Annotated in this window: 24 protein-coding genes and 3 tRNA genes; 25 read left to right on the forward strand and 2 right to left on the reverse strand. The window is 45.6% G+C overall.

Going from position 1 to position 25,181, the window contains the following annotated elements; genetic code table 11:
• Positions 1-39 precede the first annotated feature (39 nt).
• Complete coding sequence (mtnN, locus tag OW491_RS07645; RefSeq protein WP_277251878.1) at positions 40-795, forward strand: 5'-methylthioadenosine/S-adenosylhomocysteine nucleosidase; 756 nt, start codon at positions 40-42, stop codon at positions 793-795.
• A gap of 123 nt (positions 796-918) precedes the next feature.
• Positions 919-2,103, forward strand: a complete 1,185-nt coding sequence (locus tag OW491_RS07650; protein ID WP_290035433.1) for an alanine--glyoxylate aminotransferase family protein — start codon at positions 919-921, stop codon at positions 2,101-2,103.
• Positions 2,104-2,184: 81 nt separating this feature from the next.
• Here the strand turns inward: OW491_RS07650 and OW491_RS07655 are convergent, their stop codons facing one another.
• On the reverse strand, positions 2,185-2,688 hold the full coding sequence (locus tag OW491_RS07655; RefSeq protein ID WP_290035435.1) for a TlpA disulfide reductase family protein: 504 nt from the start codon (positions 2,686-2,688) through the stop codon (positions 2,185-2,187).
• A gap of 119 nt (positions 2,689-2,807) precedes the next feature.
• Between OW491_RS07655 and OW491_RS07660 the strand changes: the two genes are divergently transcribed.
• Both OW491_RS07660 and OW491_RS07665 read left to right on the forward strand, forming a co-directional pair.
• Positions 2,808-3,686 (forward strand): NAD(P)-dependent oxidoreductase, encoded by an 879-nt coding sequence (locus tag OW491_RS07660; protein ID WP_283159789.1) that lies wholly within the window; start codon positions 2,808-2,810, stop codon positions 3,684-3,686.
• A gap of 49 nt (positions 3,687-3,735) precedes the next feature.
• Positions 3,736-3,894 (forward strand): hypothetical protein, encoded by a 159-nt coding sequence (locus tag OW491_RS07665; protein ID WP_178968839.1) that lies wholly within the window; start codon positions 3,736-3,738, stop codon positions 3,892-3,894.
• Positions 3,895-4,026: 132 nt separating this feature from the next.
• Here the strand turns inward: OW491_RS07665 and OW491_RS07670 are convergent, their stop codons facing one another.
• Positions 4,027-4,977 (reverse strand): DUF1853 family protein, encoded by a 951-nt coding sequence (locus OW491_RS07670; RefSeq protein WP_290035436.1) that lies wholly within the window; start codon positions 4,975-4,977, stop codon positions 4,027-4,029.
• A gap of 126 nt (positions 4,978-5,103) precedes the next feature.
• On the opposite strand from OW491_RS07670, the gene OW491_RS07675 reads away from it, so the two are divergent.
• The 21 genes from OW491_RS07675 to OW491_RS07775 all read left to right on the forward strand — a co-directional run bounded on the left by OW491_RS07675 (position 5,104) and on the right by OW491_RS07775 (position 25,130).
• Positions 5,104-5,424 (forward strand): excinuclease ABC subunit C, encoded by a 321-nt coding sequence (locus OW491_RS07675; RefSeq protein ID WP_075172349.1) that lies wholly within the window; start codon positions 5,104-5,106, stop codon positions 5,422-5,424.
• A complete protein-coding gene (gene uvrC, locus OW491_RS07680) occupies positions 5,424-7,280 on the forward strand; it encodes an excinuclease ABC subunit UvrC (protein ID WP_075172348.1) in 1,857 nt (618 codons plus the stop codon). Before OW491_RS07675 ends, uvrC begins: the two co-directional genes overlap by 1 nt.
• A gap of 31 nt (positions 7,281-7,311) precedes the next feature.
• On the forward strand, positions 7,312-7,860 hold the full coding sequence (pgsA, locus tag OW491_RS07685) for a CDP-diacylglycerol--glycerol-3-phosphate 3-phosphatidyltransferase (RefSeq protein WP_215152000.1): 549 nt from the start codon (positions 7,312-7,314) through the stop codon (positions 7,858-7,860).
• Positions 7,861-7,948: 88 nt separating this feature from the next.
• A tRNA-Gly gene (locus OW491_RS07690) sits at positions 7,949-8,024 on the forward strand.
• 12 nt (positions 8,025-8,036) lie between these two features.
• A tRNA-Cys gene (locus OW491_RS07695) sits at positions 8,037-8,110 on the forward strand.
• 35 nt (positions 8,111-8,145) lie between these two features.
• A tRNA-Leu gene (locus OW491_RS07700) sits at positions 8,146-8,232 on the forward strand.
• Between the two features lie 238 nt (positions 8,233-8,470).
• On the forward strand, positions 8,471-9,238 hold the full coding sequence (hisA, locus tag OW491_RS07705) for a phosphoribosylformimino-5-aminoimidazole carboxamide ribotide isomerase (protein WP_075172347.1): 768 nt from the start codon (positions 8,471-8,473) through the stop codon (positions 9,236-9,238).
• A gap of 146 nt (positions 9,239-9,384) precedes the next feature.
• A complete protein-coding gene (gene leuC / locus OW491_RS07710; protein ID WP_290035437.1) occupies positions 9,385-10,806 on the forward strand; it encodes a 3-isopropylmalate dehydratase large subunit in 1,422 nt (473 codons plus the stop codon).
• A gap of 16 nt (positions 10,807-10,822) precedes the next feature.
• A complete protein-coding gene (gene leuD, locus OW491_RS07715; protein ID WP_075172345.1) occupies positions 10,823-11,476 on the forward strand; it encodes a 3-isopropylmalate dehydratase small subunit in 654 nt (217 codons plus the stop codon).
• A gap of 28 nt (positions 11,477-11,504) precedes the next feature.
• Positions 11,505-12,587, forward strand: coding sequence for a 3-isopropylmalate dehydrogenase (leuB, locus tag OW491_RS07720; protein WP_075172344.1), 1,083 nt, complete (start codon positions 11,505-11,507; stop codon positions 12,585-12,587).
• Between the two features lie 97 nt (positions 12,588-12,684).
• Positions 12,685-13,797 carry an aspartate-semialdehyde dehydrogenase gene (asd, locus tag OW491_RS07725; RefSeq protein WP_075172343.1) on the forward strand — a complete coding sequence of 371 codons (1,113 nt, stop codon included), beginning with the start codon at positions 12,685-12,687 and terminating at the stop codon, positions 13,795-13,797.
• A 78-nt stretch (positions 13,798-13,875) separates the two neighbouring features.
• Complete coding sequence (locus tag OW491_RS07730) at positions 13,876-14,883, forward strand: aspartate-semialdehyde dehydrogenase (RefSeq protein ID WP_290035440.1); 1,008 nt, start codon at positions 13,876-13,878, stop codon at positions 14,881-14,883.
• Positions 14,884-15,036: 153 nt separating this feature from the next.
• Positions 15,037-18,135 (forward strand): FimV/HubP family polar landmark protein, encoded by a 3,099-nt coding sequence (locus OW491_RS07735; RefSeq protein WP_290035441.1) that lies wholly within the window; start codon positions 15,037-15,039, stop codon positions 18,133-18,135.
• Complete coding sequence (gene truA / locus OW491_RS07740) at positions 18,132-18,986, forward strand: tRNA pseudouridine(38-40) synthase TruA (RefSeq protein WP_277251891.1); 855 nt, start codon at positions 18,132-18,134, stop codon at positions 18,984-18,986. Before OW491_RS07735 ends, truA begins: the two co-directional genes overlap by 4 nt.
• Positions 18,987-19,041: 55 nt before the next feature.
• Positions 19,042-19,668 (forward strand): phosphoribosylanthranilate isomerase, encoded by a 627-nt coding sequence (locus OW491_RS07745; protein WP_290035442.1) that lies wholly within the window; start codon positions 19,042-19,044, stop codon positions 19,666-19,668.
• Positions 19,652-20,872: a tryptophan synthase subunit beta gene (trpB, locus tag OW491_RS07750; protein ID WP_075172339.1), complete on the forward strand. Its 1,221-nt coding sequence runs from the start codon at positions 19,652-19,654 to the stop codon at positions 20,870-20,872. Before OW491_RS07745 ends, trpB begins: the two co-directional genes overlap by 17 nt.
• A gap of 9 nt (positions 20,873-20,881) precedes the next feature.
• Positions 20,882-21,685 carry a tryptophan synthase subunit alpha gene (gene trpA, locus OW491_RS07755; RefSeq protein WP_075178973.1) on the forward strand — a complete coding sequence of 268 codons (804 nt, stop codon included), beginning with the start codon at positions 20,882-20,884 and terminating at the stop codon, positions 21,683-21,685.
• 34 nt (positions 21,686-21,719) lie between these two features.
• Entirely contained in the window at positions 21,720-22,652 is a 933-nt protein-coding gene (accD, locus tag OW491_RS07760) for an acetyl-CoA carboxylase, carboxyltransferase subunit beta (RefSeq protein WP_075178972.1), read from the forward strand.
• A 61-nt stretch (positions 22,653-22,713) separates the two neighbouring features.
• Positions 22,714-23,994, forward strand: a complete 1,281-nt coding sequence (gene folC / locus OW491_RS07765) for a bifunctional tetrahydrofolate synthase/dihydrofolate synthase (RefSeq protein WP_290035446.1) — start codon at positions 22,714-22,716, stop codon at positions 23,992-23,994.
• A complete protein-coding gene (locus OW491_RS07770) occupies positions 23,995-24,573 on the forward strand; it encodes an SPOR domain-containing protein (RefSeq protein WP_277251894.1) in 579 nt (192 codons plus the stop codon).
• Positions 24,574-24,635: 62 nt separating this feature from the next.
• Complete coding sequence (locus OW491_RS07775; protein WP_075178970.1) at positions 24,636-25,130, forward strand: CvpA family protein; 495 nt, start codon at positions 24,636-24,638, stop codon at positions 25,128-25,130.
• The last annotated feature ends 51 nt before the right edge of the window (positions 25,131-25,181 follow it).

Below are 25,181 nucleotides of genomic sequence, written 5' to 3' on the forward strand. Positions count from 1 at the left end.
CTTTCACATACAAGGCATCCAGAAGGAAAGTTGAGTTAGATGACTACACTTCGGTCTTTAAAGGACCTTATAAAAGATAACAAGAAAATTACTGTTGGGATTATTGGCGCGATGGATCAGGAGGTTGAAATCCTCCGTAACACGCTGGAAAACCGTAAAGAGCATGCCATCGGTGGGTACGATTTTTATACCGGTCAAATAGGCAATCTAGATGTTGTGTTATTAAAGTCTGGCATTGGTAAGGTGAATGCGGCGGTTAGCACAACATTGCTGCTTCATGCGTTTACGCCTGACTGCATCATCAATACTGGCTCGGCTGGTGGTTTTGATCCAGAGTTAGAAGTAGGCGATATCGTTATTTCTTCTGAAGTTCGCCATCATGATGTTGATGTTACTGTTTTCGGGTATGAGCCTGGGCAAGTACCAGGCTTGCCGGCGGCTTTTGAGCCAGATGTACTCATGGCCGAGCTAGCGGAGCAATGCATCGAGAAGTTAGCAGGAATGAGGACAGTAAGTGGTTTGATTGCGACAGGTGATACTTTTATGAATGATCCTGCCCGTGTACAGCATGCTCGCGCCTTATTTCCCGCTATGAAAGCGGTTGAAATGGAAGCCGCTGCGATTGCGCAAACGTGCCATCAATTTGGTACGCCATTTATTATCATTCGTGCCTTATCCGATATTGCAGGTAAAGAGTCTAATTTGTCGTTCGATCAATTTTTAGAAACCGCTGCAAAGCATTCTGCCACCATGGTCATTGAGATAACTCGCGCCATTGGTCGGTTAGTTGTTTAATGTGCCTGTTTTGGTCAGTAAATTTGCACTAATGGCTCATTAATCCTTTGAATCAAACGCTTTATGATTAAGCGTTTGATTTTATCCGATTTGAGATTTTCCGATCTAAAGAGAGCAACTACCATGATTACATCGTTTCATCCTCCGATTAGAACTCTAATGGGGCCTGGCCCATCAGATGTGAGCCCGCGTGTTTTGGAAGCTATGGCTCGGCCTACTATTGGTCATTTAGATCCTGAGTTTGTCCGGATGATGGATGAAATTAAAGAGCTATTAAAAAAAGCCTTTAAAACAGAAAATGAGCTAACAATGCCTGTATCTGCACCAGGTTCAGCAGGCATGGAAGCTTGTTTTGTCAACTTGGTTGAGCCGGGTGATAAAGTTATAGTTTGCCAGAACGGTGTTTTCGGCGGCCGCATGAAGGAGAATGTAGAACGTGCGGGCGGCGAAGCGGTCATGGTGATGGATGCATGGGGTTCTGCGGTGAGCTTGGATAAAGTAGCTGCTGCTTTTGATGCGCATCCGGATGCCGCTATTTTGGCTTTTGTTCATGCAGAGACTTCAACCGGTGTTAGCTCTGATGCCAAAGCTCTTTGTGCTTTAGCGCAAGAGAGAGGGGCACTGACTATTGTTGATGCGGTTACATCCCTAGGGGGAACAGAGTTGCGGGTTGATGAATGGGGGATTGATGCGATTTATTCAGGAACGCAAAAATGTCTCTCGTGCGCGCCGGGGATTTCACCCATTAGTTTGAGTGCCAAGGCGGTAGATAAGGTTAAAAACCGCACGGCAAGTGTTCAGAGTTGGTTTTTAGATACCAATTTGGTCATGGGGTATTGGGGAGGAGAAGGTAAGCGAGCTTATCATCATACTGCTCCTGTTAATGCTTTGTATGCGCTGCATGAGTCGTTGGTTATTTTACACGAAGAGGGCATAGAGAAGTCTTGGCAGCGTCACGCGTTTCATCATCAAGCTTTAAAAGCTGGCTTAGAAGCAATGGGCATCGGTTTTTTGGTTGATGAAGCTAATCGACTGCCTCAGCTAAATTCAGTCATTATTCCTGAAGGAGTAGATGATGCTAAGGTTCGCTCGACTTTGTTAAGCGAGTACGGCCTTGAGATTGGAGCTGGTTTGGGAGACTTAGCTGGTAAGGTATGGCGTATTGGCTTGATGGGTAGTTCAGCTAATCGCCGCAATGTAACCTTGTGTCTTTCTGCGCTGGAAAGTACGTTGCTGGGAATGGGCGCTTCTGTACAAGCAGGAAAAGCACTTCAGGCTGCAGAGCAGGTGTACTTGCAGGCTAGTTAATTCGCTTGCCATTTACATATAAAAAAGCCGACTAATCGTCGGCTTTTTTGTGTCTACATAGTTGGGCAAGCTGATACTCAATTACTGTAATGGCTTACCAGCTAGGGCATTTTCAATGAGCTTGATTTGTGTTTCTTCATCCCACTCTCGGCCACCCATAATAGTTAAAATGCTTTTACCATCTTTGTTTAATAGGAAGCTCATAGGGAGCCCTTTAATGCCAAGTGCCATAAATGATATACCTTTGGCATCAACTAAAATAGGAAAGGTAAATTCGGTGTTCAAACGAGGTAAAAACTCAGTAACTGCTTCGCTTTCTTCCCCAGCAGAGATCGCGACAATCTCAAATGGTTGGTCGGCAAAGTGATTTTTCAAGCGTTGCATAGAAGGCATTTCTTTAACGCAAGGAGGGCACCAGGTCGCCCAAAAATTTAACAGTACAATCTTGCCTTTGAAATCTGTCATGTTGATTGTTGTGCCATTTGTGTCTGGAAAAGCAAGTTCGCTAAACATCATACTGTCATCTGCTTTGGCAGTATTTAATACATTAAGCAAAATGATTAGGCTGGGTAAAATATAGCGCATTAACAATGCTTTTTGTAACGTAGGGCGCATACAAGCTCCATGGTAAATGACAAAGGTACAAACTATTAGCTGCATTTTAACGCAAATAAAATGAGTATACGGTTAATAAACAAATAAGGATTAATAATATGAAAGTCGCTTTTATTGGTTTAGGCACAATGGGATACCCTATGGCGGGGCACTTAGCTGCCGCCGGGCACGATGTCACTGTATATAATCGCACGCAATCAAAAGCGCAGAGTTGGGTGGCTGAGTTCTCTGGCCAGCTGGCCTTAACGCCAAAAGAGGCCGCTAGAGAGGCGAGCATTGTTTTTGTATGTGTCGGTAATGACGATGACTTACGTGAAGTGACGTCAGGCAGCGATGGTGTGCTGAAGTCTTTAATGCCTGGGGCTATATTGGTTGATCATACAACCGCATCAGCAGAAGCGGCGCGAGAAATCAGTGAAAAAGCGGCTGAAGTTAACGTTCAATTTTTAGATGCCCCCGTTTCTGGTGGTCAGGCTGGAGCAGAGAATGGTGTTTTAAGTGTAATGGTGGGAGGCTCTGACGAGGCATTTGCTATTGCTAGACCTGTGATGGAAGCCTATGGTAAATCGATTAAATTATTAGGCCCAGTTGGTAGTGGTCAGCTCGCTAAAATGGTTAATCAAATTTGTATTGCTGGTCTTTTGCAGGGGTTGGCAGAGGGCGTTCAGTTTGCTCAAAAAGCCGGTTTAGATGCTCACCAAGTCTTTGAGTTAATTCAGCACGGCGCCGCTGGCTCATGGCAAATGGCTAACCGTCACAAAACAATGTTGGCTGGTGAGTATGACTTTGGCTTTGCGGTTGACTGGATGCGTAAAGACCTAGGCATTGCGTTGAATGAAGCGTCTAGAAACGGTGCGCAACTACCCGTGACAAAGCTTGTCGATAGCTATTATGCTGAAGTTCAGACTTTGGGTGGGGGTCGGATGGACACGTCAAGCCTACTAAAGCGATTTGAGCTAGATCAATAAATGACTATAATTGCTGTATTCTTGTGATAATAAATAAAGGTATATGTTTATGTTAGGCTTCGATAAATACAGTATGATGTCGTTTGTTCCCAGTGTAGCTATTGTTGTTGTATGTGTTGCGCTAGTGGTAGTGGGGGTGCGTTTTTTAAAGAAAAACATCGCCGCTGATGCTGAAAAAGCTGAAGCTGCCCAGTCTGCTGGAAAGTAACTCCTAGCCGATTAATTGCCGCACAAGATCCCCCAAGGGCTTATCAATAGGCGAGATATGCTATAAGTGCTTAAAAAAGCCCTTGAAGAGCGTGGCGTGTCATGTTGATAGGTCTTTGCTATTTTGATCTGTCTATTTGTTGCTACCAGAGGGTGCGCGCGGCCAGATATCTTCTACAATAAATCCCCTTGCGACGGCTTTAAAGCCATCTTTATGTTTTCGTACACAGGCAATCATAATAGGTAGTGCGATATGACGCTTATCTATCATTGCTTTCAATGCAGTAAAACTTAAGCTTTTATCCTCTATTTCTTGCGCATCATAGTGCGACGCTCCCGCTATCCAGTGGTGTTTGGGTAATAATAAAAATTGCCAATGTTCGTTCAGTGCTTGAGTTTTAATTTGGTCGATTTCTTTTCTGGGTAGCCACCATCCATGCTGGTGGTTGGGGTGGATGACCTCTTCTAGTCCTACATGTTGTTTAATTAAATCAAAACGATCGGCTTGATACGGATAAAATAGAATACCGGTTAATAGAAGCTCACTTTTATGAGGTAAAGGTAAGTCTAGGGCTCTTAGTGCGGCTTGAGTTACTGGGTTTGCAGTGAGCTGCAGCTGATGGCTGGTAAGGCGCGACCATTTTTTATCGAGTCTATCTTTACTGCCTGGCCCGATAAATTTCTCTAGGCTCGGTATTGGTAATGCTTCGTTGAGGCATGTGTCATCAGGGCAAAACAAATAAAATTTAACAGCGACTTCTAAATGCGTGATAGACCCGTCAATACAATTTCTGTAAAGAAAATCTAGCTCACCTAATGTGGTTTTGCTGTTACGTATTTGAATGTTGCGCGCTACCGTCTCAAGTTTAGAGGTAAGGCTAATAAAGCGGTCGACAACCTCCTCAAATAAATGCCCTAACCTGAAGGTAGGTGGCTTACCGTAAGCGACTAAGCTTTGGGTGTTTTGGGTTAATGGCTGATGTGTGTTAAAAAAATGGACGTTGCTATGCCGCATGAGAGGCTGAGATGCCTTGAGCCAATCAATATCGTTTTTAATATCAATTATTAGACGGTCTGTGGTCACAATTAAACGTCCATCTGTTGGTATATTTAATGCGTAAGCTTATTGTCTGTGGTGCCTCACTATAGCGATGGCGTGTTAATAATGACATCATATCGTTACAGACTATTTTTGAGTTAGGGCGTGAATATGATCGATATCTCTACTAAGGGTGAGCCAGAACTGGATCAGCGAGAGCTACACCGTTTTCCGGTTCTTTCTGACACTAACATCAATACAATATTGATGAACGGCGCTCAAACCTCCATGGCAAAACTAAAGCGCGCTAAATCATTTAATGCTCGCTTGTATTATTTTGCAGAAATTAGCGTTTATCTTGAGGTGTCGCTATCTCGTGGTGCCGGTATTAATGATGAAACACGAAAGCGTCTAGAAGCTATACATCAAAAGGCAACGCATATTCATATGCAGGCTAATAAAGCATTACACGAAGTAAAAACAGAGAGCTAATGGCACAGTCACGTAATAACAACGACACCACATTAGATGGCTTTGATAGTCAGGCATTTCTCGCTCGCTTAACACAGCGGCCTGGTGTTTACCAAATGCGAGATGCTGCCGGTGAGCTGCTTTATATTGGTAAAGCGAAGAATCTAAAAAAGCGCGTATCTAGTTATTTTCGAGCAACTGGGCTGACAGTTAAGACGCAAGCGCTGGTCAGCCACATACGCACGATAGATGTAACAGTCACTAACAGTGAAACTGAAGCGCTGTTGCTAGAACAAAATTTGATTAAGGAGTACCGGCCTCCCTACAATATTTTGTTGAGGGACGACAAAAGTTATCCCTATATTTTTGTTTCTGATAAAGATACTTATCCGTTGCTAAGTTTTCATCGTGGAGCTAAACGTAAAAAAGGAAGCTACTTTGGGCCCTTTCCAAGCCGCGCGGCGATTAACGATACTTTGGGGATCTTGCAAAAGCTGTTTAAAATTCGTCAGTGTGACGATACGTTTTTTAAAAACCGCTCAAGACCTTGCTTGCAGTATCAAATTGACCGTTGCAGTGCACCCTGTGTTAAGGCCATTACGGAAGAGGCTTATCAAGAAGATGTTCGGCATGCGAGCATGTTTTTGCAGGGAAAAAGCCATGTGATTATGAAGGAATTAGCGGATCAGATGGAAGTGGCCGCTGCATCATTGGATTTTGAAAGAGCTGCTGTCTATCGTGATCAAATCAGCAGTTTGCAGCTTATACAAGAGCAGCAGTTTGTTGCTGGCGATGCGGGGGATGCTGACGTAATTGCCTGCGCTATATTGCCCGGGGGTGTTTGTGTGCATGTTCTGTATGTGCGAGGTGGGCGGATTGTTGGCAGTAAAGCGGTTCACCCCAAAGTCTCTATAGAGGATAGTCCTGAACAAGTGTTATCAGCCTTTATAGCTCAGTGGTACTTGGGCAGTGCGCGAGAGTTGCCAGATGTCATTATTTGTAGCCATGACTTGGATGATAAAGCGTGTTTAGAAGAGGCCTTAACGGAGCATCGTGGTAAAAAAGTGAGCGTCAATTACCGCGTGAAAGGTGAAAGAGCCGGTTGGCAAAAGCTGGCATTGACCAATGCTGAGCAGCAGCTTTCTAGTCATTTGGCCAGTAAGCAAACTATGTATCAGCGATTTGTTCAGTTGCAAGAGGCTTTTAACCTTGATGCTATTCCCAAGCGCCTTGAATGTTTCGATATATCGCATAGCTCAGGTGAGGCAACGGTCGCTTCTTGCGTTGTGTTTGATCATAACGGACCATTGAAGAAAGACTACCGTCACTTTAATATCGAAGGTATAACTGGCGGAGATGATTATGCCGCTATGCATCAAGCGCTAACTCGGCGTTACACTCGCATTAAAAAAGGTGAGGGGGCTTTGCCTGACATATTGTTTATCGATGGCGGTAAAGGTCAGGTCACGCAAGCAGTGGATGTTTTACGTGAGTTGCAGATTAATGAAGTGCAAATTATAGGCGTTGCGAAAGGGACGACCCGCAAGGCGGGTTTTGAGACGCTAATTGTTGCTGAAACTGGTCAAGAGGTTACATTGGCGTCGGATTCATCTGCTCTTCATCTTGTTCAGCATATACGTGATGAAGCGCATAGATTTGCTATTACAGGCCATCGGGCAAGGCGCGGAAAAGCTAGGAACCAATCACGTTTAGAAGGGATTCCCGGTGTAGGGCCTAAAAGAAGACGAGAGTTGCTCAAGCATTTTGGTGGTATTCAAGCAATTGAGCGAGCGAGTGTTGCAGAAATTGCCAAAGTCTCTACCATAAGCAGCGCGCTCGCAGAGGAGATCTATGGAGCGTTACATCCAGAAGATTGACAGGGAACTGTCAGGACAGGTGCTGTTATCCATGAATATACCCAATCTATTAACCTTGCTGCGGATTGTTTTGATCCCGGTATTTATTCTTATTTATTATTTGCCAGTTCCGTACGCGCATTTTTCAGCAGGGGTGATTTTTGCTTTAGCTGCGATTACCGATTGGTTTGATGGTTATTTGGCGCGTCGTTGGAATCAGACCTCAGCGTTAGGTGCTTTTCTAGATCCCGTTGCGGACAAGTTGATTGTTGCTGCGGCGCTGGTGGTGCTAACGCAAACTTTTTCGGCATTATGGATGACTGTTCCGGCCATCATTATAATTGGACGGGAAATAGTGATATCAGCATTGCGCGAATGGATGGCTGAAGTAGGTAAGCGGGCTAATGTGGCTGTATCTTACATAGGTAAAATAAAAACGGCCCTTCAGATGATATCCATATTGTTATTGGTTTCATTTACGCCATTTTCCGTTTTATCTTGGGTTGGTATCGTGGCGATGTATGGTGCTGCTATTTTGACTTTATGGTCTATGATCATTTATTTGAAGGCTGCATGGCCTGTTCTCACGAGTGAAATGTAAGTATTTAATCTTAAAGTAAAAATTTATTGTAAAAGCGTGTTGACACCGTCTCAGATCTCTCTATAATACGCCCCACGTTTTGAGTGATGCGGGAATAGCTCAGTTGGTAGAGCACGACCTTGCCAAGGTCGGGGTCGCGAGTTCGAATCTCGTTTCCCGCTCCAATCAAAACGTAAGGCGCGGTGGCAGAGTGGTCATGCAGCGGACTGCAACTCCGTGTACGCCGGTTCGATTCCGACCCGCGCCTCCATGTTTAAGCCCTGCTTAATCTGGAAAAGAAATTTTGCCCGGATGGTGAAATTGGTAGACACACAAGACTTAAAATCTTGCGACTTAACGGTCGTGCCGGTTCGATTCCGGCTCCGGGCACCAATTTCTAAACATAAGAGTCTTGCGCTCGTAAGGCTTCTCTGAAATGTTATCTTTCTTATCTTTCTTATCTTTCTTATCTTTCTTATCTTTCTTATCTTTCTAATTCATTCATATACTTTGCCCTGCTGTTTGATGGCTTAAAATCTTGTGTTTTTTATTCGCGTACTCATTCTGCATTATGGGTCGGAACGTTTATAATCCATTAAATAAATTTTAAGCGCTGATGTTAGGAGTGGCTGTGACATTTTTCAGACCTTGTATCGATCTTCACCAAGGCCAAGTTAAGCAAATTGTTGGAGGTAGCTTGAGCGATCAAGGTGCTCAAACCAACTTTATTAGCCAGCATGATGCCGAATATTACGCTGGCTTATATCATCAGCATGGCTTGCAGGGCGGACATGTTATTGCTCTGGGGCCAGGTAATGAAGAGCAGGTGTTAAAAGCATTAGGTGCATGGCCTGGTGGTTTGCAGTTTGGTGGTGGTGTTAACCATGCTAATGCTGCGTCTTATCTTGAGGCAGGCGCCTCTCATGTCATTGTGACTTCTTACTTGTTCGAGGATGGTCAGTTTTCATGGGCTCGTCTTGATAAAATAAAGCAAGAAGTAGGTGTCGAGCGTTTGGTTTTGGATTTGAGTTGTCGCCAAACCAACAAAGGTTGGCAAATCGCGACTAACCGCTGGCAGACAGTAACAGACACCATTATTGATGGCGCAACCTTGGCTGAGCTAGAAAAACATTGTGCTGAGTTTTTAATTCATGCTGCTGACGTTGAGGGGTTGCAAGCGGGAATCGATGAGCAATTGGTAGATAAGTTGGGTGACTGGTGCTCTATACCTGTTACTTATGCTGGTGGCGCTCGTTCTTTAGCGGACTTGAAGTTGGTTAATCAGCTTTCATCCGGAAAGGTAGATTTAACCATTGGAAGTGCCCTTAACATCTTTGGTGGGTCAGGTGTGACGCTAGAAGAATGTATTCGCTGGAATCAGGCGAAAGGGGCAAGTTAATTTCCTTTATTCCTTTTAAGAATCGATTGTATAAAAATAATGAATTTGTGTTATTTGGTGGGCTTCTATAGCATAACCATATAATTTGGGTGGCTTTCGAGCGGCTGCTTAACGAGAACAATAATGCCTAATTGGGGAGTATTCCTATGGCTGGCAAGACCTTATATGACAAATTGTGGGATCAGCATTTAGTTCGTCAAAACGATGATGGTAGTGCGCTTATATATATTGATCGCCATATTTTACACGAAGTGACATCACCTCAGGCGTTTGAAGGGTTGCGCTTGGCTAATCGTAAACCTTGGCGTATTGATGCTAACTTGGCAACACCTGACCATAATGTGCCGACAACTCCGCGGGCAGGCGGTGTTGATGAGATAGTTGATTCAGTGTCGCGTATTCAAGTTAAGACGCTGGATGCTAACTGTGATGATTTTGGTATTTTTGAATTCAAAATGAACGATACTCGACAAGGTATCGTGCATGTCATAGGGCCGGAGCAGGGTATGACCTTGCCTGGTACGACTGTGGTTTGCGGTGATTCACATACGTCGACTCATGGCGCTTTTGGTGCCTTGGCCCATGGTATTGGTACCTCTGAAGTTGAGCATGTATTAGCAACGCAGTGCCTGATCGCTAAGAAAATGAAAAATATGCTGGTGCGTGTTGATGGTGAGTTAGGTTTTGGTGTTACAGCTAAAGACGTTATCTTGCATATTATAGGTGTTATAGGGACAGCTGGCGGTAACGGGTGCGCTATCGAATTTGGTGGAGATGCTGTCCATAGTATTTCTATGGAAGGCCGCATGACCATTTGTAATATGGCTATCGAAGCCGGTGCTCGCGTGGGTATGGTGTCTGTTGATCAGAAGACCATCGATTACTTTAAAGACCGCCCATTCTCTCCTAAGGGTGAGCAATGGGATGCAGCGTGTGCTTACTGGAAGACCTTAGTTTCGGATGATGATGCTGTCTTTGATAAAGTTGTCGTTATCAAAGCTGAAGATATCATTCCTCAGGTTACATGGGGAACGTCGCCAGAGATGGTTGTCGACGTTAAGGCTACAGTGCCTAACCCAATGAACGAAGCTGATGAAGTTAAAGCAGATGGTATTCGTCGCGCTTTAACCTACATGGGTCTGGCGGCAGATCAGAAAATAACTGATATTCAGTTGGATCGCGTCTTCATTGGCTCTTGCACAAATTCGCGTATTGAAGACCTTCGCGCTGCAGCGGAGGTGGTAAAAGGGCGCAAGGTAGCTGGCACTATTAAACAGGCGTTGGTTGTACCTGGCTCAGGGCTGGTTAAGCAGCAAGCCGAGCAGGAAGGTTTGGATAAAATATTCATTGAAGCGGGGCTGGAATGGCGTGAACCCGGTTGCTCAATGTGCTTGGCTATGAATCCGGATAAGTTAGGCAATGGCGAGCATTGCGCTTCGACTAGTAACCGAAACTTCGAAGGGCGTCAGGGCTTTGGTGGTCGTACACATTTAGTTAGCCCAGCTATGGCGGCGGCAGCAGCAGTCACGGGCCATTTTGTTGATGTTCGTGAGTTAATGGGCGCCTAAGTAGCGGAGATATAAAATGAAAAAGTTTACAGTGCATACCGGTATTGCTGCGCCATTAGATCGCGCCAATGTTGATACAGATATGATCATTCCCAAGCAGTTTTTGAAATCTATTAAGCGTTCAGGTTTTGGTCCTAACCTGTTTGATGAGTTGCGCTATTTGGATGAAGGGCAGCCAGACCAAGATTGTTCAGGCCGTCCCTTAAATAAAGAGTTTGTCCTTAACCTGCCTCGCTATCAAGGTACATCTGTTCTGCTAGCTCGTGAGAACTTTGGTTGTGGTTCTAGTCGTGAGCATGCACCTTGGGCGTTAGAAGATTTTGGGATTCGTTGTGTTATAGCGCCTAGTTTTGCAGATATTTTTTATAACAACTGCTTTAAAAATGGTCTATTGCCAATCGTTTTAGACGAAGAGCAAGTCGATCAGTTGTTTAATGAAGTCGAGTCCCAAGAAGGCTATCAATTATCTATCGACTTGGAAAAGCAAGTGGTGGTTACTCCTTCTGGCACAGAAATGACTTTTGATGTCGATGGTTTTCGTAAGCATTGCTTGCTAAACGGTCTGGACGATATCGGCCTTACATTGCAAAACGCAGACGATATAAAGGCTTATGAGGCTCGTCGTCGCCAAGAAACGCCTTGGTTGTTTGACGCGATCAAGCCTTATTAATAGTTGACTGAAGAGATTTGGAATATATATGTCTAAGAGTGTACTGATTCTGCCGGGTGACGGCATAGGTCCAGAAATTGTTACTGAAGCTAAACGCGTTTTAGAGTTAGTTAATCAGCAAGATAAGTTAGGGTTGGTTTTTTCTGAAGCGTTAGTAGGTGGCGCAGCAATTGATGCTGATGGTGTGCCGTTGCCGCCAGCCACGTTGGCGGCTGCTCAGTCTGCAGATGCAATACTACTTGGGGCTGTGGGTGGCCCTAAGTGGGACACGATTCCAGACTTTCAAATCCGTCCTGAAAAGGGTTTGTTGGGTATTCGTTCTAATTTGCAGCTGTTTGGTAACTTGCGTCCAGCTATTCTTTACCCGCAGTTGGCGCATGCGTCATCGTTAAAGCCTGAGATTGTAGCCGGTTTAGATATACTAATTGTTCGTGAGTTAACGGGTGGTATTTACTTTGGTAAGCCGCGCGGTATTCGTGAAAAAGAAGGCGGTATTCGCGAGGGTTATAACACCTACGTATATGATGAAAACGAAATCCGTCGAATTGGTCGTGTGGCTTTTGAGGCGGCTCGCCAGCGTGGTAAGCGCTTGTGTTCAGTTGATAAAGCGAATGTACTCGAAGTGACCGTTTTGTGGCGCGAAATTATGGAGGAGCTTGCTAAGGATTATCCGGATGTAGAGCTAAGCCATATGTATGTTGATAATGCAGCGATGCAATTGGTACGCGCGCCCAAGCAATTTGATGTTGTGGTTACCGGGAACATGTTTGGTGACATCCTGTCGGACGCAGCAGCGATGCTAACCGGCTCTATTGGTATGCTGCCCTCAGCATCATTAGATGAGAACGGTAAAGGGATGTACGAGCCGTGTCACGGTTCAGCACCCGATATTGCTGGTCAGGGTAAGGCTAATCCTTTAGCGACTATCTTATCGGCTGCAATGATGTTGCGTTATTCGTTAAATGCCGGTGCTACGGCAGACCGTATAGAAGCGGCTGTGAGCCGAGTGTTAGATCAGAATGTACGTACTGCCGATATAATGTCAGAGGGAATGCAGCAAGTCAGTACTTCTGAAATGGGCGATGCAGTAGTAGCTGCATTGAGCGCTTAATCATCGTACAATAACTATGTCGACACATTCAGGTTGGTTCTTTGCAGAATCGGCCTTTTTGTGTCGCTAATTTAAGAATTTATTATTGGGGATTCCAATGAAACGTGTAGGTTTTGTCGGTTGGCGCGGAATGGTTGGTTCTGTGCTGATGCAACGCATGCTAGAAGAGCGTGACTTCGATTTTATCGATGAGCCCGTCTTCTTCACCACTTCACAGGCTGGACAGGCTGGTCCTGATATTGGCAAATCAATTCCAACGTTGAAAGATGCAACGGATATTGATGAGCTGAAACAGATGGATGCCATTATTTCATGCCAAGGTGGTGACTACACAAAAGCGGTATTCCCCAAGTTGCGTGAAGCAGGCTGGAAAGGGTATTGGATTGATGCTGCATCTTCATTGCGCATGGATGATGAGGCGCTGATCATTTTAGATCCCGTGAACCGAGACGTTATCGATAAGGGCTTAGCTAATGGAGTAAAAAACTTTATCGGAGGCAACTGTACCGTATCGTTAATGCTAATGGGGTTGGGTGGTCTGTTTAAAGCGGGTCACGTAGAGTGGTTAACTTCCATGACGTACCAAGCTGCTTCTGGCGGTGGTGCACGTCACATGCGTGAGCTGATTGCGCAGATGGGCATGGTGCATCAGTCAGTGGCTGATCAGCTTGACCCGTCAAGTGCCATTTTAGATGTTGATCGCCGCGTGGCGGAGACCATTCGAAGCAACGATATGCCGGTCGATAACTTCGGTGTGCCTTTGGCTGGTAGCTTGATCCCGTGGATTGATGTTGCTTTGGAAAATGGTCAAAGCAAAGAAGAGTGGAAAGGTTTCTCTGAAACTAACAAAATTTTGGGTCGCTCTAGCTCACCAATCCCTATTGACGGAACTTGTGTCCGTATAGGTGCCATGCGTTGTCATAGCCAAGCATTCACTATCAAATTGAAACAAGACATCCCTATGGATGAAATTGAGTCAATGCTGGCTGAGGCAAATGATTGGGTTAAAGTTATTCCAAATGAGCGTGATGTGACTATGAGAGAGCTCACGCCAGCTAAAGTCACCGGTACACTGTCTGTACCCGTTGGTCGTTTGCGTAAAATGAATTTGGGGCCTCAGTACCTGAATGCATTTAGTGTTGGTGATCAGCTTTTATGGGGAGCGGCAGAGCCGTTGCGCCGTATGTTGCGCATTTTGTTAGAAGCTTAACCACTCTTTGGTTATGCCTACAGCCCGACACTCGTTCGGGCTGTTTTGTTTGAGCTTAACGTTATTAATAGGAATTTCATGCTTAATATCGCAATTGTTGGGGCCACCGGTCAGGTGGGAGAGCATCTTTTAACAGTACTAGAAGAACGCGATTTTGAGATAGGTGAGCTTTATGTGTTCGCCAGCAGTAACTCGGTAGGAGAGTCGATCTCGTTTGCGGGGAAGTCCTACGTTGTTCAGGCGTTAGCAGGGTTTGATTTTTCAAAGGTGCAGGTTGCATTCTTTAATGCGTCTAAAGCCATTACCGAGCAATATGCATCACTAGCCGCAGAAAGCGGTGCCTTGGTGATCGATAGTACGGGTGCGTTTAGATACGATCCATTAGTGCCTATGGTGATAGCGGGTGTTAATGATGAGCGTATCGCTATGAGCAGCCAAAAACATATTATTACTAATCCATCCCCTGATGCGCTTATGCTGATGCCTGTATTAAAAGCCATGGTTCCAAAAGCGCCGGTGAATGATATTACTTTTACAGCGATGCATTCAGTGTCAGGATCAGGCAAATCCGGTGTTGATGAGTTGGCGAAACAAACAGCGCAGTTACTTAATGCACGCGAGTTGGAAAAGCGTTGCTATACTGAACAAATCGCTTTCAATGTGCTGCCAATAGTGGGTGATTTAGAAGCCAATGGCTACACTAATGCTGAAATAGCGTTAATGCTTGAAACTAAAATTATAATGAACAACCCAGGGTTGTCGATTGCGCCTAGTTTTGTCCGGGTGCCTGTGTTTCATGGAAATAGCGCGTCTGTTGTATTAAGTACAGAGGCCGCCATATCGTCTGCAGAGTTTTCAGCGTTGATTGATGAGCTGGAGGGCTTTGAGCTTGTTAATGGCGAAAACGAACTTGCCACCCCAGTAAGTGACTCTGTCGGTACGGATACCGTTTTTATTAGTCGTGTGAAAGAAACATTGGGCGATCATACTGGTATAAGTTTTTGGATGACGGCCGATAACCTGCGTTATGGTTCAACAGTAAATGCGGTAAAAATAGCTGAGCTTTATCAGGAATCTTTTCAATAAATTAAGCTGAGTTTAATAAAAGCCGTAAAAAAACAACTGTTTTCACGGGTTTCTTGACCCGCTAGCAGTTTTTAATAATACTTTGATCAAACATCTGACCGGCAACTTGCTGAATATCAAGAAAAATTCAGCAAGTAACTTAAGGAAATGGAAATGCTGCGCAAACTTGCACTAAGTATGGCTGTTGCGGGTGCAATCGCATCGTCACAGGCAAACGCTTTGGGGCTAGGTGATATTCGTATCAAATCGGCCCTAAATGAACCCTTAAATGCTGAAATTCAGCTCAGCCAAATTAGGGATCTCAACCCATTGCAGATCCGCCCTCGTATGGCAGGGCAGGATGAGTTTGCATTGGCGGGCATTAGCCAGCAAAGAGCATTAAATGGTGTGCGCTTTCAGGTTAAGGTTAATCCTAATGGAACGGGTGTGATTGAGCTAACATCACGCGAGCCTGTCAAGGAGCCTTTCCTAAACTTTTTGGTCGAAGTTAATTGGCCTAGCGGTCGGTTAGTGCGTGAGTATACAGTGCTTTTGGATCCGCCAGTTTTTGATCCGTCGCCCACTCAGCGTCCTGTTATTCCTGCAGCAGTTCCTTCGCGTCAGCCGGTCGTACCTGCTGTTCAGCCGCAGCCTAAGCGTCAATCACCTGTGCAGCCAGCCGCTAGGTCTCAGCCTGCTGCGGCTAGGGCTAGCAATATCCAAACTCGCGCCAATCCTAAAACAGAAACCTATGTGGATTCCAAGGATACGCTTTGGGGCTTAGCTATCGAGCACCGGGCGGCACCGGATATATCTTCTTATCAAATGATGGTCGCTTTGTTTAAGAAGAACCCCGAAGCATTTCCAGATAACAACATAAACAATTTAAAAGCGGGCTTAGTGCTGCAGCTACCGACAGAAGCTGAAGCGCGAGCAATCACTTCAAAAGAAGCCGCCGCCGAAGTGAGGCGACAAACGGCTGCTTGGAAAAATAGAGGCAAGCCTTCGGCGCCGGCCCCAATTGACGGAAGTAAACCCAGTCTAAAGAGTGAAGCCGCTGATTCCAAGGACGTTGAAGCAGCTCCAGAAGGGCAGTTAAAAGTAATTACCCCGACGGATGCCAGCAAGGATGATGCGGCGCAGAACTCTCAGAACCCTAGTGCAGAAACGGATGCTGAAAAGAAAGCTCAAGAGCTTGAAGCGAAGAATGAAGAGCTTGAAGAAAAGCTTGCTGTTTCACTCGAATCTATCGACAGGTTGGAGCGAGATAACTCCGACTTGAACAATAAGTTGGATGCTATTCAACAGCAGCTTGATTCCTTACAGCGCTTACTTGAATTAAAAAATGACGGCTTTGCAGAGCTAGAGGCGTTATTAAGAGAAAAAGAAGCAGCAGAAACAGCACAAGCTAATGCAAGCAGTGAAAGCATACTGGATAAAATCTTAGGTACCCCGGCTTATTTGGCAGGCTTGGGTGGTGGTGCTATCGCCATTTTAGCAGGTCTTTGGTTGTTGCTTCGTCGTAAACGTCAGTCAGCAGATGATGAGGTGGATGAGGCACTTATTGCTCCTGTCGATTTAGAACCTCAAGAAGAAATCAGTGATGACGAACTCGCCGCTGCACTGGAAGAGAGTGCCGACGAAACAGCTGAAACACCAGAAGCTGAGGAAGAGTCAGAGTCGATTGACTTAGATGATATTAACAGCCTAGATGAGCTAGAGTCTTTGGATGATCTTGATGACTTGGAAGATTTGGATCTGGATATGGATCTTAATCTCGATGAGTCATTCGAAAATGATCTCGATGCTCTATCAGAGGACAGCTTAGAAGATGAGTCCCTTGAAACAGCGCTAGAGGATGACGAGGCTAATCTCGATGAGCTAGATGCGATTTTAGATGAAGATGTCTCTGAAGAGGTTGATGATGACGAATTTGACCTTGGTTTAGATGACGACTTAGAAGAACTGGACTTGTCGCTGCCTGATGAGCCAACTGACACGGCCGTAGATGCTGCCGTTGCTCCTGCCGAGCCGGAGCTTGATCCGTTAGACGAGAGTCTAGATGCTATGCTTGCTGAGGATCTAGATGACGAAGGGCTGGACATTGCAGACGATACTGCCTTGGATGAGCTTATCTCGCTTGATTTGGATGATGAAGTTGAGCAAGAGGCTTCTCGTCAGCGCAATGAGCGCTCTGGTATGGGCATGGTCGACTCCATCGACGATGATGAAGATAGTGCCGAAGAAACGCTTGAGTCCCTAGGCTTGACACAGCTGGCGGATACGCCATTTGAGTCGACAGAATCTGAAGAGGCATCGCAAGACCTAGACTTTGACCTTGATGATCTATCAGGTAATAACCTAGAAGATGAAATGAGTAAGCTTGAGGCCGAATTAGAGGGCTTGGACTTTGCTCTTGATGATGAGTCTGAGGGTGTGTCTGGTGACAAACCAGCGCAAGCGTCAACTGACTCGGCAAGTGATAACGCATCGGATGATGAAACGACGCTGGCTGATCTAGATGCGTTATTGGATGAGGACAGTGTTGAAAGTGAGGTGGTCGCCGAGGCAGAAGAAGCTACTATTGATGAAGAAGATCTCATGGCAGATCTTGATAGTATGCTTGATGGTGAAGACGACCTTGAAAATCTATCCGCTGATTCAAATGACCACTCAGAAGCCGTTGAAGTCCCTAATGAAACTCTGGAGTCGCTGAGTGATGATCTAGACGACTTGGATTTGGACTCTTTGTTGAGTGAAGAAGAGTTGAGCTTGGATGATGCTGATGCCGATCTAGGTTTGGTTGACTCAGAGCAGGAAAGCTCAGAAGCTTCGCTGGATGAGCTTTTGGATCTAGAAATTGATGATGCTGCAGAGATTGAAGCAGACGTCGATTTAGCAGGCTTGGAGCTCGATGATGAGCTACCCAAAACGCCTTCAGATACAGAGGTAACACAAGAGCTAACGTCCAATATTGAGCATGATCTTGATGCAGAGTTGGATGATGAGTTAGATGCGCTGCTTAATAGTACTGATAACGATATCGCTCTTGAAGAGACCTCATCGGCGGAAGAAGAGATAGATGAAGATCCATTTGATGCCTTAGGGTTGTTAGACGGGGCAGATGAAGTTGAAACCAAGCTAGATTTAGCGCGTGCCTATATAGATATGGGTGATGTTGAAGGTGCTAAGGATATCTTGGATGAAATAGCTGAAGAGGGTAATGAGGCGCAAGTATCAGAGGCGCGGGGTCTATTGGAGGGGTTGGCTTGACGGAGCGAGAACTTCCATCAATAGACAACCAAGGGGCGATTTCGATCGCCCCTTATCGTTATGCTGCATGCGTAGAATACGCTGGCAGTGCCTACAAGGGGTGGCAGCGACAAAAGGCAGGCAATGTGCCCACTGTGCAACAATACGTGGAAGAAGCACTTTCTAAAATTGCAAATCACCCTGTTTCAGTGGTTTGTGCTGGTCGTACAGATGCCGGGGTAAATGGGACATATCAAGTGATCCACTTTGATAGTCTTGTATCCCGCCCGCAGCGGGCTTGGGTCATGGGGGCTAACACGCATTTACCTAACGATATAGCGGTCCATTGGGTAGTCGACGTCGATGACTCTTTCCACGCGCGCTTCAGTGCATTAGAACGTCGTTATCGCTACTTAATTTTGAGTCAGCCTGTACGACCTGCGATTTTGAATAAAGGTGTTACTTGGACGCATAAAACGTTAGATATAGAGCTAATGCGTAAAGGAGGTGAGCATTTGGTAGGAGAACATGATTTTACTTCTTACCGGTCTGTTAACTGCCAAGCTAAAAGCCCTGTACGTCACGTTAAATCCTTGAATGTGTATGCCTCAGGGCAGATGATCGTGATTGATGTGGTTGCTAACGCTTTTTTGCAGCATATGATTCGAAATATAGCGGGTGTCCTGATTGCTATTGGTGCTAAAGAAAAACCCACACATTGGGCGAAAGATATACTGGATGCGCGTGATCGTCGGGAAGGTGGGGTAACGGCTCCTCCGCATGGGTTGTATTTTGTTGATGTTAAGTACCCTGATACCTATCAGCTCCCCGCCTCACCTTTGGGGCCGCATTTCTTAAACACAAGTGGCTAACGTTTGGGTGCTCAATCTGTTAACATTGCTCGCAATTTGATGTGATGATTGTTTCATGAATGTTCGTGTAAAAATTTGTGGTATAACGCGTTTAGAGGATGCCCTTCATGCCATTGCAGCGGGGGCTGATGCCCTAGGCTTTGTTTTTTACGAACCAAGCCCGCGGTATATAACACCACAAGGTGCAGCCAGCATTATCAAACAGCTCCCTCCTTTTGTGGCGACAACTGCATTATTTGTTAATGCTGAACCTGCGCTGGTCAATACTGTCATTGATGAATGTAAAATTGATTTGCTGCAGTTTCATGGTGACGAAAAGGCTGCTTTTTGTGAGCAGTTTTCCCGACCTTACATCAAGGCACTGAGAATGAAGCCTGGTGTTGAAGTAGATAAGGTTGCTAAGCAGTATGCGACAGCCAGAGGGCTTTTACTGGATGCCTACAAAGCAGGGGTGCCCGGCGGTACTGGGGAGTCTTTTAATTGGGATATGATTCCCTGCTCGATGCGGTCCTCTATTATTTTAGCGGGTGGTTTAGATGATAAAAATATCCGTGAAGCAATAACATACGTAAAGCCATATGCCGTTGATGTCAGTGGTGGTGTAGAGGCCAGTAAGGGAATTAAATCTCCCGATAAATTACAACGATTTTTTGATGAGGTAGCTTGTGCTAACAACGAATGATCTAGCTGCGCTAAAGCAGTTGCCTGACGAAAGAGGGCATTTTGGGCCGTACGGTGGTCGTTTTGTATCAGAGACGTTAATGGGCGCTTTGCAAGAGTTAGAAGCTTTATATGCAAAACTGTCTGCAGACCCTGCGTTTCAGGCGGAGTTTGATCGAGATTTAGCGCATTATGTCGGTCGTCCCTCACCCTTGTACTTTGCTGAGCGGTTAACGCGTGAAGTGGGCGGCGCAAAGATCTATTTAAAACGCGAAGATTTAAATCACACGGGCGCTCACAAAGTAAACAATACAATAGGCCAAGCATTGCTGGCTAAGCATATGGGCAAGCCGCGGATTATCGCTGAAACGGGCGCAGGTCAGCACGGCGTAGCATCCGCAACAGTCGCTGCTCGCTTAGGCTTAGAGTGTAAGGTTTACATGGGTATAGATGATGTTCGTCGTCAAACACTCAATGTCTATCGTATGAAGTTGCTCGGCGCTGAAGTTGTTGCAGTCGAATCAGGTACAAAGACACTAAAAGACGCGATGAATGAAGCAATGCGAGATTGGGTCACTAATGTCGATAATACATTTTATATCATCGGTACGGCTGCAGGCCCACACCCTTATCCAAAACTTGTCCGTGATTTCCAAAGTGTTATAGGCCGCGAGGCTCGTGAGCAATGCCTTAAGCAAGAAGGTCGCTTACCTGACGTGCTGATTGCTTGTGTAGGCGGCGGGTCCAACGCTATTGGTTTGTTCCATCCCTTCATCGAAGATGCTGATGTGCGAATGATAGGCGTAGAGGCAGGCGGTCATGGTGTTGAAACCGGTGAGCATGCAGCACCTTTATGTGCGGGTCGTCCAGGAGTCTTACACGGGAATCGTACTTACCTGATGGAAGATGATGCAGGGCAAATCTTAGGAACGCATTCCGTATCTGCCGGTTTGGATTATCCAGGTGTAGGGCCTGAGCATGCTTGGTTAAAAGACTCAGGTCGTGCCGAATACGCTTCGGTTACTGACGATGAGGCATTAGCGGCTTTCCGTATGCTCACGCAAGTTGAAGGTATTATGCCAGCACTTGAATCTAGCCATGCCATTGCGCATGCGGTAAAGGTTGCCAAAGACATGGATAAAGACCAAATTATTGTGGTCAACCTGTCGGGGCGCGGTGATAAAGATATCCATACTGTTGCTGGTATAGACGGCATTGAAATTTAGGAGAGTAGCGTGAGTCGTATTAATTCATATTTCAGCCGGTTAAAAGCTGAAGGTAAAAAAGCGCTAATCCCTTACGTGACAGCGGGAGACCCTAATCCATCGGTAACAGTCCCGTTGTTGCATGCTATGGTTGATGCGGGTGCGGATATTATTGAGTTGGGTGTTCCTTTCTCTGACCCTATGGCAGACGGTCCTGTTATTCAGTTGGCTTGCGAGCGTGCTCTGAGTCACAATGTTCGTTTGCTCGATGTGCTAGACATGGTTAAAGCCTTCCGTGCTGAAAATACCACAACACCTATCGTGTTGATGGGGTATTTGAACCCTATTGAAGTGTTGGGGTATGAGCGGTTTGCTCAATTAGCTAAGGAAGCTGGTGTAGACGGTGTTTTAACCGTTGATTTGCCACCTGAAGAGTCAGTTGAGTTTGCCGGCGTGATGAAGGCAAATGCATTAGATGTTATCTACTTGTTAGCTCCAACCACACAAGAAGATCGTATTGAAAGTGTGTGTGAATACGGATCGGGTTACGTTTACTATGTTTCGGTGAAAGGTGTTACTGGCTCTAGTGCGCTTGATGTGGATGAAGTAAAAGGCAAACTTGATATAGTTCGCCGCCATACGGATATGCCTGTTGGCGTAGGTTTCGGTATTAGAGATGGTAAAACAGCGGCAGCCGTGGCCACAATTGCTGATGGTGTTATTGTCGGTAGTGTTCTGGTCAATGCTATTGCAGAGAATGCTGATAATCCGGAACAGATTTCTGCAAAAGTAACTGGTATCATTGCCGACATGCGCCACGCGATGGACGCTTGATTTATATAATTTTACGCATTGGATTTAGATAAGAATGAGTAACTGGCTAGACAAAATTGTTCCTTCACTTGTCCGTTCTGAGAACAAGCGCACTAGTGTTCCAGAAGGGCTTTGGAAAAAGTGTCCTAAATGTGAAGCAGTGTTGTACCTTCCGGAGCTAGAAAAAAACTTAAGCGTTTGTACCAAGTGCGAGCATCATATGCGCTTAGGTGCGCGAGCACGCTTAAAAACTTTCTTTGATGCTAACTCTTTCACTGAAATCGCGAGTGAAGTAGAACCTGTTGATCGTCTCAAGTTTCGTGATTCTAAAAAGTATAAAGACCGCTTAAGTGCAGCCCAAAAAGCAACGGGTGAAAAAGATGCGCTAGTGGCTATGGAAGGTACGCTTAACGGAATGCCTATAGCGGCCGTAGCGTTTGATTTCCAGTTTATGGGCGGCTCCATGGGTGCTGTCGTGGGCGAGCGGTTCGTACGTGCGGTTAATGTTGCACTTGAAAAACAAATGCCGCTTGTTTGTTTTTCGGCATCGGGTGGTGCTCGTATGCAAGAGGCATTAACGTCATTAATGCAAATGGCAAAAACCAGCGCGGCATTGGAAAAAATGCGTTTAGCTGGATTGCCTTACATCTCTGTACTAACAGACCCTGTCTATGGCGGTGTTTCTGCAAGTTTGGCTATGCTAGGGGATTTGAATGTTGCTGAACCAAAAGCCTTAATCGGTTTTGCTGGTCCGCGAGTAATTGAGCAAACAGTTCGAGAAAAGCTGCCAGAAGGTTTTCAGCGTTCTGAGTTCCTACTAGAGCACGGTCAAGTTGATATGATTATCTCGCGTTTAGAGTTGCGAGATCGCTTGTTTAATGTGCTTTCTATGTTTATGGGGCGTTTTGAGACATCTGAAGAAGTAATTGAGCCGCAGGAAGTAGAAGAAGCAGACAATGAAACGGTTGTAGCTGAACAGCAGCCGTAATTTATTGTTCCAGTGCGTAGGCCGGTTTACCGGCCTTTCTTTTTGGATGTGTATCAAGTAAATGAATAGATCTGAATTTACTTTGGCTCAATGGCTTTCTTGGATGGAAGCTAGTCACCCTGTTGCTATCGATATGGGTTTAGACCGCTGCCGCCAAGTGTATGATAGCTTGAACCTCTCATTTGAGGGCGTGACCGTTATTACAGTAGCGGGCACTAATGGTAAAGGTTCTTCGGTCGCTATGCTTGATGCAATCTTGCAGGCAGCCGGTTATGCAACGGCTTGTTATACCTCACCTCATTTAAACCGATATAACGAGCGCATACGTTTTAATAGCCTATTATCAACAGATGACCAGTTAGTGTCAGCATTCAACGCTGTTGATCAAGCGCGCGGGAATATCTCGCTAACTTATTTTGAAATGGGCACGTTGGCGGCCTTGTGGTTAATAGCTCAACGCAAGCCGGATGTTGCACTATTGGAAGTAGGGCTAGGCGGGCGGTTAGACGTTGTTAATTTGGTTGATGCAGACGTCGCCGTTATTACAACAATCGATATAGACCATGTTGATTGGTTGGGTGATAATCGAGAAAGTATCGGTCGAGAAAAAGCAGGGATCTTTCGTGAGTCAACCCCTGCTGTTTGTGGCGATCCAGCTCCACCTAATAGTATCTCCGATTATGCGCAATTAATTAGTGCTCCTCTATTTCAAGTTGGGCAAGACTTTAATTTTACGCACGAAACCAATTCATGGGATTGGAGCGGCGCCGATAGCAAAAAACAACCGCTTACTTATACGAATTTACCTATTCCTTCTCTGCCGCTACAAAATGCGGCAACCGTGCTTCAAGCGATAGCATTATCAGGTTTAGATGTAACTGAGAGTGACATTTCGCGTGGGTTGACGGTCGCTAAAGTAGCAGGGCGCATGGATTGCTTTGCGCATAATGGGCAGCAGTATTTATTAGATGTCGCTCATAATCCGCAATCTGCTCAGTACTTGGGCGAACAGCTCGCCAAGTTGAAAACGCCGATTACGTTAGTGTTGGGAATGTTGAGCGATAAGGACTGCACCGCGGTGATTGAAGCTCTAGCCCCAATCGTTAATGAGTGGCATTTTGTAGGTTTGAGCGTTAATCGAGGCCAGACTGCAGATCAATTAAAAGCCTGTTGGGAAAAAGCGCATAAGCCACAGGCAAGCGATGTTCCTGTGTGTCATCATGATGTATCAACTGCATTGGCTTATTTGGAACAGCGTGCAGAAACTAAGCTTATCGTTGTGGCTGGATCGTTTTACACAGTGGGTGAAGCTTATGCAGCCTTAGGAAGGGATGTGATTTAGATGGATATAGACCGAAAGAAAAGAATTGTTGGTCTGCTTGTTGTCGGGTTGGCAGCGATTGCTATTTTGCCTTGGTTGCTAACCGGAGAGGGTTACAAAGAGCGTCATTTATCTTCTCGTATCCCTGTTGCGCCTCAAATGCCGGAAATGGTTGATATTGAACCTCAATCTAAACCTTTGCCGGATACAATGGAGGTGGCTCCTGTTAAGGAAATTAAGCCTCCGGTAGTCGTTCAAGTTGATGCTCAAACGGCGCCCGCTGACAGCGATGAAACCGTGGCAGAAGAAGCGAAAAAGCCTGTTGTTGGCACCAATGAGCCAGCACCGCAACTTGATGAGCAAAATGTACCTGTTGCGTGGACATTGCAACTAGCCAGCTTTAAAGATGAGGCAAACGCTAGAGCTTTACGAAAGCAGTTGGTTGGTGCAGGGCATAAGGTATATACCCGTCGTCAGGCTGAGCTGTATAAGGTGTATGTGGGGCCTGATTTAAAACGTGATCGTTTAGAGGCTCTAAAAGAAACCTTAAAAAATGACTTTGCTTTAGACGGCATCATTATTCGTTTCACGACTCAGTGATTGGGTTACGCTGAGGTGTCTGGTAGAATGCGCGCAAAATTAATTGGGTATCTATGGAATCAATGAACTGGGCTGATTGGACAATCATCGGTATTGTTGTTATTTCAGGGCTTTTCAGCCTGCGTCGTGGCTTCATGAAAGAGGCTTTGTCGCTTGCCACATGGGTTGCCGCTTTTATAGTCGCTCGTCTTTTTGGTGAAGCATTAGCAAGCGTATTGGTCGACTACATCCAAACACCTTCTTTTAGAATAGTGACGTCTTTCGCCATTTTATTTGTGCTTACCTTAATTGTTGGCGCGTTACTGAGTAATTTGGTTGAAATGCTTGTTCATGCAACAGGTTTAAGTAGCACAGACCGAATCTTGGGTATGGGGTTTGGTATTGTGCGTGGTGGATTAATTGTTGTGGTGATAGTGGCGCTGCTTGCTAACACCCCAGCTGTACAGGACATTTGGTGGAATCAATCCCAATTGATTCCGCATTTTGTGTTAATGGAAAATTGGACCAAAGAGATCGCCACAGAAGTAGGGCAGGTCATTTGGAACGCAGGACGTTAATTAAATTTTGTGGCCTGCTTATCAGGTCTGACGCTTATTTTATTTCCTCTT

This window comes from Neptunomonas sp. CHC150 (assembly GCF_030397555.1).
Taxonomy (GTDB): domain Bacteria; phylum Pseudomonadota; class Gammaproteobacteria; order Pseudomonadales; family Balneatricaceae; genus Neptunomonas; species Neptunomonas phycophila.